Source organism: Kribbella sp. WER1 (genome assembly GCF_054189145.1).
Window position 1 is genome coordinate 351,797 of the sequence record NZ_CM135186.1, and the last position, 11,980, is coordinate 363,776.

Below are 11,980 nucleotides of genomic sequence, written 5' to 3' on the forward strand. Positions count from 1 at the left end.
AGGTCGGGAATTTGGTCGAGCGGATCGCACCGGTCCTGGTGTTCCTGATCGCGGTGACGGTCATCGCCGAGCTGGCCGACCAGGCCAAGGTGTTCGACGTCGCGGCCCGCGAGGCGGCGCACCTGGCCCGCGGCCGGGTCTGGCGGCTCTGGCTGCTGGTCGTCGCGCTCGCCACGGGCCTGACGATCGTGTTGTCGCTGGACACCTGTGCGGTGCTCCTGACGCCGGTGGTGCTGTCGATGGCCCGCCAGCTCAACATCCCGCCCAAGCTGTTCGCCTTCACGACCGTCTGGCTGGCCGGTACGGCCTCCCTCCTGTTGCCGGTGTCCAATCTCACGAACCTGCTCGCCGTGCACCCGTTCCGGGAGCTGGGCGTGAGCTACCTGTCGGTCAGCTGGCGCCCGGCGATCGTCTCGATCGTGATCACGGTGCTGGTGCTCGCGGCGTTGTTCCACCGCGACCTGCCACGGACGTACGACGTGCCGCCGACGCCGCAGGTCGAGGACAAGGTGCTGTTCTGGGGCGCCACCGCGGTCTGCGTGCTGCTCGGACCCGCCTTCGTGTCCGGGGTCCAAGTGGCGTACCCGGCCACCATCGGCGCGCTCATCCTGGTCGGGTTGTTCGCCGTACGGCGCCGGAGCGCGCTCAAGTGGTCACTGCTTCCGGTCAAGCTGGTCGTGACGGTCGTGGTGCTGTTCACGGTTGTCGGCTTCCTGAGCTCGCACGGGCTCGAGGACCTGTTACGGCGCGTGGCCGGGACCACGTCCGAGCTACGGCTGAGCGCGACCGCCGCGGTCGGCGCGAACCTGTTCGACAACCTCCCGGCGTACCTGGCGATGGAACCGGTCGCCTCGAACAGCCCGCAGCGCATGCTCGCCCTGCTCATCGGCGTCAACTGCGGATGCCTGCTGACGCTGTGGGGTTCGCTCGCCACGCTGCTCTGGCGGGCGCGCTGCGACGCGGCCAGAGTCTCCATCTCGTGGTGGTCGTTCCTGTGGCGCGGGCTGATTCTGACGCCACTCGTCGTGACCGGAGCCGTTCTCGCGCTGAATGGGTAATGTTGCGCTACATGGCGACGGAGCAGAGCACTTCGGAGGTCACCCGGGAGTTCCGGGCGGCGCGGGACTTCCTGGTCGCGCATCGGGACGACTACGAGACGGCGTACCGGGACTTCAGCTGGCCGCAGTTCGAGCGGTTCAACTGGGCGCGGGACTGGTTCGACGCGCTCGCGGTCGAGCAGCCCGAGGTGTCCGCGCTGACCATCGTCGAGGAGGACGGCGAGGTCAACTCGCGGACGTACGCCGAGATGGCCGAGCGGTCCCGCAAGGTGGCCGGCTGGCTGACGGCGGCGGGCCTGAAGCCGGGCGATCGGGTGCTGATCGTGCTCGGCAACCAGGTCGAGCTCTGGGAGACCATGCTCGGCTGCATCCGCGCCGGTGCCGTGATGATCCCCGCGACCACGCTGCTCACCGACGCCGACCTCGCCGACCGGATCACCCGCGGCAACGTCCGCGCGGTCGTCACCAGCGGCGCCGACGCCCCGCGGTACGCCGGGATCGCCGACCACTGCATCCGCGTCGCCGTCGGCCAGGCCGCGGACGGCTGGATGCACTACCCCGACTCCGAGCGCTACGACGGCCCGGTCCCGGACGTCGACACCGCCGCCGACGACTCGCTGCTGCTGTATTTCACCTCCGGTACGACGAGCCAGCCGAAGCTGGTCGAGCACACGCAGGTCAGCTACCCGCTCGGGCACCTGTCGACGATGTACTGGATCGGCCTGCAGCCCGGCGACGTCCACCTGAACGTGTCCTCCCCCGGCTGGGCGAAGCACTCGTGGAGCAACGTGTTCGCGCCGTGGAACGCGGGCGCCACCGTGTTCCTCTACAACTACACGCGCTTCGACGCCTCGAAGATGCTCGACGTGCTCGCGACGTACGGCGTGACCACGTTCTGCGCGCCGCCGACCGTCTGGCGGATGCTGATCCAGGCCGACCTGTCCGCGGTGGACGTGAAGATCCGCGAGTGCATCTCGGCCGGCGAGCCGCTGAACCCCGAGGTGATCGAGCAGGTCCGGAACGCCTGGGACATCACGATCCGCGACGGCTACGGGCAGACCGAGACCACCGCGCAGATCGGGAACCCGCCCGGCCAGCCGGTGAAGCTCGGCTCGATGGGCCGCCCGTTGCCCGGGTACAGCATCGCGCTGATCGACCCGGCGACCGACGAGATCGGCGACGACGGCGAGATCTGCATCGAGCTCGCGCCGGCCCCGGTCCCGCTGATGCGCGGCTACCGCGACGCCGACGAGCTGACCGCCGAGGTGATGCGGAACGGGTACTACCACACCGGCGACGTCGCCTCCCGGGACACGGACGGCTACATCACGTACGTCGGGCGCTCGGACGACGTGTTCAAGGCCAGCGACTACCGGATCTCGCCGTTCGAGCTGGAGTCCGTGCTGATCGAGCACCCGGCCGTCGCGGAGGCCGCCGTCGTGCCGTCGCCGGACCCGGTGCGGCTCGCCGTCCCCAAGGCGTACGTCGTTCTCGCCGCGGGACATGAGCCGTCGCGGGAGCTCGCCGGGGAGATCCTGGCGTTCTGCCGCGAGCACCTGGCGCCGTACAAGCGGATCCGGCGGCTCGAGTTCGCCGACCTGCCGAAGACGATCTCCGGCAAGATCCGGCGCGTCGAACTGCGCGCCGACGAGGCCGCCAAGGTCGAGAGCGGCGACGGCGGCCAGACCTACGACGAGGCCGACTTCAGGTAAGTGACCTTCCACACCGGCCTCGGCTGGTCGGCACTCGTCGTCCTGCCGCTCCTGATCGCGATCGGCGTCGCCGCGTCCCGGTACGCCGGGCTGCGGCACGACAAGGGCATCGTCACCGCTGCACTGCGCGCGATCCTGCAGCTGGCCGCGATCGGCCTGGTCGTCGGTGTCGCGCTGCAGCACACCCTCGGGGCGATCGCGTTCGTTCTGCTGATGTTCGGGGTCGCGACCGTGACCAGTACGCGGCGGATCCACAACACCGCGGTGATCCCGCGGCAGTGGCTGTACTGCGCGGCGGCGATCGGCTCGGGTGCGTTCGCCGTACTGCTGCTGCTCATCCTGCCGGGCGTGGTGCCGCGCAACCCGGCGAGCATCCTGCCGATGGGCGGGATCATCGTCGGCGGCACGATGACCGCGACCACGCTGGCCGGGCGGCGCGTGCTGGGCGAGTACAGCACCCGGTACGGCGAGTTCGAGGCCGGCCTGTCGATCGGGCTGCTGCAGCCGGACGCGTTCAAACTCGTCGTCGGCCCGGTCGCCGGCGACGCTCTGCTCCCGGCCCTCGACCAGACCCGCACGGTCGGCCTGGTCGCGCTCCCCGGCGCGTACGTCGGCATGCTGCTCGGCGGCGCCTCCCCCGTCGAGGCCGCCGCCCTGCAACTCGTCGTACTGATCGGACTCGTCTCCGCGGAAGCGATCGCGATCCTGGTGCTCACCGAGCTGCTCTCCCGCGCTCAGCTGCCGGACGGGCGTACGGTTACCCCATGAGCGACGACAAGGGCATCTTCAGCCGCATCGACGACCTGGTGGCCGAGGAGCACGAGCTCCGGACCAAGCATGCGGCCGGCCAGGTCGGCAACGCCGACGAGCAGGCTCGCCTCAAGGCCCTCGAGGTCGAGCTGGACCAGTGCTGGGACCTGCTGCGCCAACGCCGCGCCAAGCGCGAGTTCGGCGAGAACCCCGACGACGCCCAGGCCCGCTCCACCGACACCGTCGAGGGCTACCTCAACTAGAAGCCGCGCAGTTTCACCGGGGTGATCCGGATCAGCACCGAGTACGACCGGTGGAACTGGTCCGGCGTCATCCCCAGCCCCTCGATGTCAGCGGCGTACTTCGCGTTGTACGCCGCCAGAGCCTCGCCGCTGATCGGCTCCGGGTCGATCCGCGCCGTCCCGGTGATCACCCCGACGTCGCCGCCGGTCTGGGTCGCGTTGAAGTTCACGGCCACCTGCGGGTGGGCGGCGACGTTCCGCAGCTTGGCCTTGTCCGGCTCGCTGCCGATCAGCAGTTCGCCGTCGTGCCAGAGGAACCAGACCGGCGTCGGTGCCGGCGTACCGGACCGGGCGACGGTGGTGAGCCAGACGATGCGTTCGTCGTCGAGCTGACGGGCGATGCGTTTGCCGAAATCGGTGGACGTGTCGAGGTCGAACATCAAGCTCCTCAGGAGGCCGGTCCGAGACGCCCCCACTCGATGGCCGGGCAGTGGTCCATCACCATCGTGAGGCCTGCTGCCGTCGTCCGTGTGTAGGCGTCCTGGTCAACTACACCGAGCTGGAACCAGACCGCCTTCGCGTTGATTCCCACCGCCTCGGCCGCGATCGGGCCCGCGAGCTCCGAACGGACGAAGACGTCCACGCAGTCGACCGGGAACGGGATATCGGCCAGTGTCGCGTACCCCGGCTCGCCGTGCACCGTCTCCGCGGACGGGTGCACCGGCACGATCCGCTTCCCGTGCTCCTGCAGGAAGCGCGCCACGCCGTACGCCGCCCGGCCGGTGTTGTTCGACAGGCCGACCACCGCCCAGGTGTCGCACTCGGCCAGGATCTTGCGGATCGCCTCGTCCATCGTCAGCCCCTCAGGTAGGTCAGTACCGCGGACACGCGCCGGTCCAGCCCGTCGTCCAGCCGCAGCTTCGCGAAGATGTTGCCGACGTGCTTGCGGACCGCGGCCTCGCTGACCACCAGCTGTTCGGCGATCGACGCGTTCACCCGGCCTTCGGCCATCAGCGCGAGCACCTCCAGCTCCCGCGGTGTCAGCGCCGCCAGGGGGCCGTCGTTCCGCCGTCGCGCGAGCAGCTGACGCACCACCTCCGGATCCACCACGGTACCCCCGCCGGCCACTCGGTCCAGCGACTCCAGGAACTCGGCGACGTGCCCGACCCGGTCCTTCAGCAGGTACCCGATCCCGCCGGTCGTTGTCTCCAGCAACGACGACAGGTACGCGTCGGCGACGTACTGCGACAGCACCAGGATCCCGATCGCGGGCAGCTCGGCCCGGATCGCGGCGGCCGCCCGGAGCCCCTCGTCGCTGTGCCCGGGCGGCATCCGGACGTCGGTGATCACCACGTCCGGCGGATCCTTGCGAACCACCGCGAGCAGCGTGTCCGCGTCGCCGACCGCGTCCCGGACCTCGTGCCCGGCGCGGTCCAGGATGCTCGCCAGCCCCTCCCGCAGCAGCAGCGAATCCTCCGCCAGCACGATCGTCAGTCGCCGAGTCGGCACGGGCACTCCATCCTCAGTCGGGTCGGCCCACCGGGTGGGCTGTCGACGTCGAGTGTGCCGCCCAGCGCGTCCAGCCGGGTCACCAGGCCCGTCAGCCCGGTCCCCGCGCCGAGCTGCGCGCCGCCGATCCCGTCGTCCTGCACGGTGATCACCAGCCGCCCACGGTCGACCCAGCCGGACACCTCGCAGCTGGTCGCCTGAGCGTGCTTGGCGACGTTCGCGAGCGCCTCGCTGACCACGAAGTACGCCGCTGCCTCGATCGGCGCGGGCAGCCGGTCCGGGAGCGTGATGTTCAGCGTCACCGGGAGCGGCATCCGGTCCGCTACCTCCCGCGCGGCCGCCTGCAGACCGTGGTCGACCAGCACCCGCGGGTGGATCCCGCGGACCGCGGCCCGCAGATCCGCGAGCGCCGCCTCCGCCTCGGCGTGTGCCTTCACCACCAGCCGCCGCCCCTCGCCCTCCGGCAGGTCCAGCTCGGCCAGCCCGAGCGTCATCGTCAGCCCGACCAGCCGCTGCTGTACGCCGTCGTGCAGGTGCCGCTCGATCCGCGCCCGCTCGGTCTCGAACGCGTCCACCAGGTCCAGCCGGGACCGCCGGAGCTCGGCGAGGTTGCGCTGCAGCTCCTCCTGGCGCGGCCCGAGCATCGCCTTCGCCAGCGACGCCTCGGCCCCGGCGAGGACGCCGAGCAGGTACGAGCTGACGGCGTAGAACACCGGCCCGAACAGGACCGTGAACAGCATCCCTTCCCAGAACGAGTCCAGCTTCCACGACCACATCACCACGTCGTCGCCGCTGCCCGCGAGCAGCGGGGTCGCCAGGGTGATCCCGAGGACCAGCGCGGACAGCCCGCCGATCGCCGCGCTGAACGGCCAGACGAGCACGCCGAGCACGAACCCGTATCCGAGGCCCCGCATCGACGCCTGCTCCCGGCGCCGGTACGTCAGCCGCGCCCGCGGCGACAGCCCCGCCGGCAGGGTCGCGTGCGGACTCGGGATCCCGTCGACGAGCATCAGCCCGGCGCGGCGCCGCTCGACGTACCCGATCGCCGCCCCGATCAGCGGGAACGCCGTCAGCATCAGCACACCGATCAGGATCGGGCTCAGCACGGCGCTCAGACCGGCGACGCCGACCAGGACGCCGATCGTCAGCGCGCCCATCGGCACCGACGACAACAGATACGCGTACGACCGCCACGGCCACGACGAGATCAGGTAGCGCGGCGACGCGAGCGCTGCCCAGACCGTCTTCTCCACAGGCCAACCCTAGGTGGACGGCGGCCTGTCCCGCGGTAGCGCCTGCGCTACTCCAGGTCTCGCCCGCAGGCCAGCGTGCGGAGCGCCGTACGACGGTTGGCTGGCAGCATGACCGCTACCGCGCCGACGTACCCCACCGTCGCACCGATCGCGCCGCCCGCCCTGCTGCTGGACGGCATCACCAAGACGTACCGCTCCAAGGCCGGGGCGGTCGACGCGCTCCGGGGCGTCACCTACCGGTTCGCGCGCGGCTCGTTCACCGCGGTGATGGGGCCGTCCGGCTCCGGCAAGTCGACGCTGCTGCAGTGCGCGGCCGGGCTCGACCAGCCGACGACCGGGGAGGTCGTGTTGAACGGCGTCCCGTTGCGCGGGCTGAACGAAGTACAGCTGACCAAGCTGCGGCGGTCGGAGATGGGCTTCGTGTTCCAGGCGTACAACCTGCTGCCGTCGCTGAGCGTGTACGACAACGTCGCGCTCCCGCTGCGGCTCACCGGCCGCCGGCCGGCGCGTCACGACGTACTAGGGGTGCTCGAGCAGGTCGGGCTGGACGGGAAGGCGAAGCGGCGGCCGGCCGAGTTGTCCGGCGGGCAGCAGCAGCGGGTCGCGATCGCGCGGGCGCTGATCACGCAGCCGTCGGTGTTCTTCGCCGACGAACCGACCGGGGCGCTGGACAGCGGCACCAGCCGGCAGGTCCTCGAACTGTTGCGCGCGGCAACCGATCGGGCAGGACAGACCGTGGTGATGGTCACCCACGACCCGGTGGCCGCGGCGTACGCGGAGCGGGTGCTGTTCCTGTCCGACGGCCTGCTCGCCGGGCACCTCGACCGCGCGACCCCGGCCCAGATTGCCGCCGCGATGAGCGAGCTGGAACGGTGATGTTCCAGCTCAGCCGGCAGACCGTCGGGCAGCATCGGTCGCTGTACGCCGGGTCGTTCGTCGCGCTCGCGGTCGGGGTGTTCATGCTCGGGCTGGCGGCGACCACGACGGCCGCCACGATCGCGTACCACCTGCCGGCGTCGGCGACGATCGCCGTACGGACGCTGGGCGGGCCGGATACGCCGCCGCAGCAGGTGCGGGTGGCGCTCGCCGACGCCGACGTGTCGGGGTTGCAGACGGTGCTGAGCATGGTGGGGGCGATCTGCGGCTTCATCACGGTGTTTGTGATCGCCAGCACGTTTGCCTTCGCCGTTGCGTCGCGGCGGCGGGAGCTGGGGTTGCTGCGGCTGATCGGGGCGACACCTCGGCAGCTTCGGCGGATGATCATCGGTGAGGCGCTGGTGGTCGCGTTCGCCGCCTCGGTCACCGGGGCGGTCGGCGCGCAACTGGCGACACCGTTGCTGTTGACGAAGGCGTCGTACACGGAGTTGGCGCCGGTGAAGCTGGAGCCGGCGTCGCCGTGGGTACCGCTCGCGATCGCGGTCGGGGCGGGGATGCTGGTCGCGTTGCTCGGCGCTCGCTCCGCTGCCCGGCGTGCCGGGAAGGTGGCGCCGATCGACGCCTTGCGGGAGGCCGCGCTGGAGCCGCCGCGGATCGGGCCGGTACGGATCGCGTTCGGGGTGCTGTTCCTGGGCGGGGCACTGGTGATGCTGTCGCTGATCCGGCCGTCGTCCGGGGAGGGCGCCGTACCGCTGGCGATGTTCACGCCGATGGTGATGGTGGTCGCGCTCACGCTGCTCGCGCCGCTCGTCGTACCGGTCGTCGGACGGCTGTGGGCGGCGCCGCTGGTCGCGTGGACGCAGGTGTCGGGGCGGTTGGCGCGCAGCAACGTGGTCGCCTCACCACGCCGCAGCGCCTCACTCGCGGCGCCGATCCTCGCGATCTCTGCCATCGCCGGATCGATGGTGCTCAGCTTGAGCTTCGCGGCGGACAGTTCGGTGGCTGCCATCCGCGACGCCGTCCGCGCGCCGGTCGTGGTCACCGGCGACGCGCCTGTTGGCGACCCGGGAGTTCGCGCGGTGGATGCCGCGCTGCCGACGCAGCTGGTGCGGGTGGCGGCGGACTACGCGCAGTTGGAGGGGGTGGAAGGGATCGACCCGGCGATTGCCTCGCAGACCCGGGACCTCGGCGTACTGGATGGGGATCTGAGCAACCTGACCGGGCTGACTGTTGCCGTCAGCAAGGAGATGGCCGGGTTCGAGCACTATCGGGTCGGGGACGAGATCCCGGTGGTCTTCGTCGACCGGGTGCCGGCCAAGCTCCGGGTGGTCGCGATCGTGAAGGACGCGTTCGGGGTCAACCCGTCGTTCATGATCCCCCTCGACGTCGCCCGCCGGCACGCCCCCGACGCCAAGGTCGAACGCAGCTTCGTCCTTCCCGCCGACGGCGTCTCCCCCGGTGAGCTGGTCGGACGCATCCCGCACGCGCAACTCGCCGCCGACTGGGAGGCGGACCAGTCCACAGGCCTCCGCAAAGGCAACCAACTCGGCCTCGTGATGCTGCTCGGCCCCGCCGCCCTCTACAGCGCGATCGCGATCGCCAACACCCTGCTGATGAGCAGCCTCCAGCGCCGCAACGAGTTCGCCACGTCCCGCCTCCTCGGCGCAACCCCCCACCAACTCCAACGCATGGTCCTCTGGGAATCCACCCTCGTCGGCGCAGTAGCGCTCACCCTGGGTACCACAATCACGCTCACAGTAGGCCTCCTCCTCCGTCATGCCATGACCTCCGGCCTCACCGACGTACCCCTGACCATCCCTTGGCCCACCCTCCTGACCATCGCCACCGTCTGCCTGACCCTGACAACGACGTCCGCCCTGACCCCCGCCACCTACCTCCTACGCGCCACCTCCCGCTCCCTCACCAGCCACCAATCAGCCTGACGACCGCTCCCGCAACCAGGCTGCGGCGGTCGCGTCGTCGGGGTTTGTCGGGGGTGGGAGGTAGTGTCCGCTCTGGCCCCTCTGCGGGTCGTAGGCAGGGAAATGGTGGTTCACCAGGGAGAATAGGGACGGCGCCGTTCCCGTCGCGGCGTCGGTACTACTTGATCGAGGAGTTCGTAGACCCGCATGGCACGTCGCACCAGTACCGCCGAACCCGAGGACTTCGAGGAGCACATCCTTGACGTCGACGTCTCCGACGAGATGCGCACCAGCTACCTGGAGTACGCCTACTCGGTGATCTACTCCCGGGCGCTGCCGGACGCCCGGGACGGGCTGAAGCCGGTTCAGCGGCGGATCCTGTTCTCGATGGCGGAGAACAACATCCGCCCAGACCGTGGGCACGTGAAGTCGGCCCGTGTCGTCGGTGAGGTGATGGGTAAGTACCACCCGCACGGCGACGGCGCGATCTACGACGCCCTGGTCCGGACCGCGCAGCCGTGGTCGATGCGGGTGCCGTTGATCGACGGGCACGGGAACTTCGGTTCGCTCGACGACGGTCCGGCCGCGATGCGGTACACGGAGTGCCGGATGGCGCCGTCGGCGATGGCGATGACGCTCGGCCTCGACGAGAACGTCGTCGACTTCCGGCCGAACTACGACGGTCAGGAGGAGGAGCCCGCGGTCCTGCCGGCGGCGTTCCCGAACCTGCTGGTCAACGGCGCCGCCGGGATCGCCGTGGGTATGGCGACGAACATGGCGCCGCACAACCTGGTCGAGGTGATCCAGGCGCTCCGGCACCTGATCAAGACGCCGACGGCCGACCTCGACGACCTGATGCGGTTCATCCCGGGTCCGGACCTGCCGACCGGCGGCAAGATCGTCGGGCTGGACGGCATCAAGGACGCGTACGCGTCCGGCCGCGGCAGTTTCAAGATGCGCGCCACCGCCCGGATCGAGAACGTCACTCCGCGCCGCAAGGGCATCGTGGTCACCGAGCTGCCGTACTCGGTCGGCCCGGAGAAGGTCATCGAGAAGATCAAGACCCTGGTGCAGAGCAAGAAGCTCCAGGGCATCGCGGACGTCAAGGACCTGACCGACCGGACGCACGGCACGCAGCTGGTGATCGAGGTCAAGAACGGGTTCGTCCCGGAGGCCCTGCTCGAGCAGCTGTACAAGCTGACCCCGCTCGAGGACGCGTTCCACGTCAACAACGTCTGCCTGGTCGAGGGCCAGCCGCGGACGCTCGGCCTGAAGCCGCTCCTCGAGGTGTACCTGGACCACCGGTACGACGTGGTCCGCCGGCGCAGCGAGTTCCGCCGGAAGAAGGCGCAGGACCGGCTGCACATCGTCGACGGCCTGCTGATCGCGATCCTGGACATCGACGAGGTCATCCAGGTGATCCGGAGCAGCGACGACTCGGCCGCGGCCCGGTCCCGGCTGATCGAGATCTACGACCTTTCCGAGATCCAGGCGAACTACATCCTGGACATGCCGCTGCGCCGGCTGACGAAGTACTCGAAGCTCGAGCTGGAGAGCGAGAAAGGCGAGCTCGAGCGCGAGATCGAGGCGCTGACGGCGATCATCGAGGACCCGAAGCTGCTCCGCAAGACCGTCTCCGACGAGCTCGCCGAGGTCGCCAAGACGTACGGGACGCCGCGCCGGACCGTGCTGCTGGAGTCGTCGGGCGCGACCAAGACGGCCGCCGTACCGCTCGAGGTCAGCGACGACCCGTGCTGGATCCTGATGAGCTCCACCGGGCTGCTGGCCCGGATCGACGGCGTCGAGCCGTTCGGGGCGACCGAGTCGCGGGCCAAGCACGACGCGATCGTGTCGGTGATCAAGAGCACCGCCCGCGGGCAGTACGGGCTGGTCACGAGCGCGGGCCGGCTGATCCGGCTGGAGTCGCTCGACCTGCCCGCCGTACCGCACACGGCGCACGCACCGAACCTGCAGGGTGGCGCGCCGGTCGCGGAGTTCGTGTCGCTGGAGCCGGGCGAGAGGGCGCTCGCGCTGACCACGATGGACCCGGACTCGGTCGGTGTCGCGCTCGGTACGGCGGGCGGTGTGGTGAAGCGCGTCGTGCCGGACCACCTGAGCAACCGCGACTCGTGGGAGATCGTCGGCCTGAAGGACGGCGACGAGGTGATCGGCGCGGTCGAGCTGACCACCGGCGACGAGGAGCTGTGCTTCATCACGTCCGACGCACAGCTGCTGCACTTCCCGGCGTCGGCCGTCCGGCCGCAGGGGCGGACCGCCGGCGGTATGGCGGGTGTCCGGCTGGCCGCCAAGGCGAAGGTGGTCTTCTTCGGCGCCGTGGACACCGCCCGCGAGGCGCAGGTCGTGACCATCGCGGGCTCGTCGTCGGCGCTGCCGGGGACCGAGGTCGGCGCGGTGAAGGTGACGCCGTTCAGCGAGTACCCGGGCAAGGGCCGCGGGACCGGCGGTGTGCGCTGCCAGCGGCTGCTCAAGGGCGAGGACGGGCTGCTGCTCGGGTACGTCGGTGTCGCGCCGGTGAAGGCCAGCGCGAACAGCGGCGCGCCGATCGACCTGCCGCCGATCGACCCGCGCCGGGACGGTTCCGGCGTACCGGTGGCGCAGCCGATCGCTGCGTGCGCTTCCGATCTGGCAGGCTGACGT

11 protein-coding genes are annotated in these 11,980 nt (G+C 70.5%); 7 read left to right on the plus strand and 4 right to left on the minus strand.

Translation table 11 applies throughout. The annotated features are described in order from the left end of the window. Positions 1–11: 11 nt before the first annotated feature. The 4 genes from ACXJJ3_RS01715 to ACXJJ3_RS01730 are packed head-to-tail and all read left to right on the plus strand — an operon-like array spanning position 12 to position 3,783. The gene (locus tag ACXJJ3_RS01715; protein WP_458168051.1) at positions 12–1,058 is read left to right on the plus strand and encodes an SLC13 family permease; all 1,047 of its coding nucleotides are present in this window, start codon (positions 12–14) and stop codon (positions 1,056–1,058) included. An 11-nt stretch (positions 1,059–1,069) separates the two neighbouring features. Continuing rightward, positions 1,070–2,770 carry an AMP-binding protein gene (locus ACXJJ3_RS01720; RefSeq protein ID WP_458168053.1) on the plus strand — a complete coding sequence of 567 codons (1,701 nt, stop codon included), beginning with the start codon at positions 1,070–1,072 and terminating at the stop codon, positions 2,768–2,770. Beyond that, positions 2,771–3,538, plus strand: coding sequence for an ABC transporter permease (locus ACXJJ3_RS01725; RefSeq protein WP_458168054.1), 768 nt, complete (start codon positions 2,771–2,773; stop codon positions 3,536–3,538). Further along, the gene (locus ACXJJ3_RS01730; protein WP_458168055.1) at positions 3,535–3,783 is read left to right on the plus strand and encodes a DUF2630 family protein; all 249 of its coding nucleotides are present in this window, start codon (positions 3,535–3,537) and stop codon (positions 3,781–3,783) included. Before ACXJJ3_RS01725 ends, ACXJJ3_RS01730 begins: the two co-directional genes overlap by 4 nt. Here ACXJJ3_RS01730 and ACXJJ3_RS01735 read toward each other — a convergent pair. From ACXJJ3_RS01735 to ACXJJ3_RS01750, 4 genes are read right to left on the minus strand one after another with little or no spacing between them, the layout of a single operon-like run. Beyond that, entirely contained in the window at positions 3,780–4,202 is a 423-nt protein-coding gene (locus tag ACXJJ3_RS01735; RefSeq protein ID WP_458168057.1) for a TIGR03667 family PPOX class F420-dependent oxidoreductase, read from the minus strand. The two genes, ACXJJ3_RS01730 and ACXJJ3_RS01735, sit on opposite strands and share 4 nt — an antisense overlap. A gap of 8 nt (positions 4,203–4,210) precedes the next feature. Then, the gene (locus ACXJJ3_RS01740; protein WP_458168058.1) at positions 4,211–4,615 is read right to left on the minus strand and encodes a CoA-binding protein; all 405 of its coding nucleotides are present in this window, start codon (positions 4,613–4,615) and stop codon (positions 4,211–4,213) included. Positions 4,616–4,617: 2 nt separating this feature from the next. Continuing rightward, positions 4,618–5,271 (minus strand): response regulator transcription factor, encoded by a 654-nt coding sequence (locus ACXJJ3_RS01745; protein ID WP_458168059.1) that lies wholly within the window; start codon positions 5,269–5,271, stop codon positions 4,618–4,620. Next, entirely contained in the window at positions 5,253–6,524 is a 1,272-nt protein-coding gene (locus ACXJJ3_RS01750; RefSeq protein ID WP_458168060.1) for a sensor histidine kinase, read from the minus strand. The genes ACXJJ3_RS01745 and ACXJJ3_RS01750 overlap by 19 nt, the downstream gene beginning before the upstream one ends. 108 nt (positions 6,525–6,632) lie before the next feature. Here ACXJJ3_RS01750 and ACXJJ3_RS01755 point away from each other — a divergent pair, with 108 nt between their 5' ends. The 3 genes from ACXJJ3_RS01755 to ACXJJ3_RS01765 all read left to right on the plus strand — a co-directional run bounded on the left by ACXJJ3_RS01755 (position 6,633) and on the right by ACXJJ3_RS01765 (position 11,977). Next, on the plus strand, positions 6,633–7,400 hold the full coding sequence (locus ACXJJ3_RS01755; RefSeq protein ID WP_458168061.1) for an ABC transporter ATP-binding protein: 768 nt from the start codon (positions 6,633–6,635) through the stop codon (positions 7,398–7,400). Then, the gene (locus ACXJJ3_RS01760; RefSeq protein ID WP_458168062.1) at positions 7,400–9,343 is read left to right on the plus strand and encodes an FtsX-like permease family protein; all 1,944 of its coding nucleotides are present in this window, start codon (positions 7,400–7,402) and stop codon (positions 9,341–9,343) included. The genes ACXJJ3_RS01755 and ACXJJ3_RS01760 overlap by 1 nt, the downstream gene beginning before the upstream one ends. A gap of 186 nt (positions 9,344–9,529) precedes the next feature. After that, positions 9,530–11,977 (plus strand): DNA gyrase/topoisomerase IV subunit A, encoded by a 2,448-nt coding sequence (locus ACXJJ3_RS01765; protein ID WP_458168063.1) that lies wholly within the window; start codon positions 9,530–9,532, stop codon positions 11,975–11,977. Positions 11,978–11,980: the final 3 nt, after the last annotated feature.

What these genes read in the sequence shown, in the direction of transcription:
- ACXJJ3_RS01730 (WP_458168055.1), top strand. Translation starts at nt 3,535, where the DNA reads ATGAGCGACGACAAGGGCATCTTCAGCCGCATCGACGACCTGGTGGCC.
- ACXJJ3_RS01755 (WP_458168061.1), top strand. Translation starts at nt 6,633, where the DNA reads ATGACCGCTACCGCGCCGACGTACCCCACCGTCGCACCGATCGCGCCG.
- ACXJJ3_RS01760 (WP_458168062.1), top strand. Translation starts at nt 7,400, where the DNA reads ATGTTCCAGCTCAGCCGGCAGACCGTCGGGCAGCATCGGTCGCTGTAC.
- ACXJJ3_RS01735 (WP_458168057.1), bottom strand. Translation starts at nt 4,202, where the DNA reads ATGTTCGACCTCGACACGTCCACCGATTTCGGCAAACGCATCGCCCGT.
- ACXJJ3_RS01765 (WP_458168063.1), top strand. Translation starts at nt 9,530, where the DNA reads ATGGCACGTCGCACCAGTACCGCCGAACCCGAGGACTTCGAGGAGCAC.
- ACXJJ3_RS01720 (WP_458168053.1), top strand. Translation starts at nt 1,070, where the DNA reads ATGGCGACGGAGCAGAGCACTTCGGAGGTCACCCGGGAGTTCCGGGCG.
- ACXJJ3_RS01740 (WP_458168058.1), bottom strand. Translation starts at nt 4,615, where the DNA reads ATGGACGAGGCGATCCGCAAGATCCTGGCCGAGTGCGACACCTGGGCG.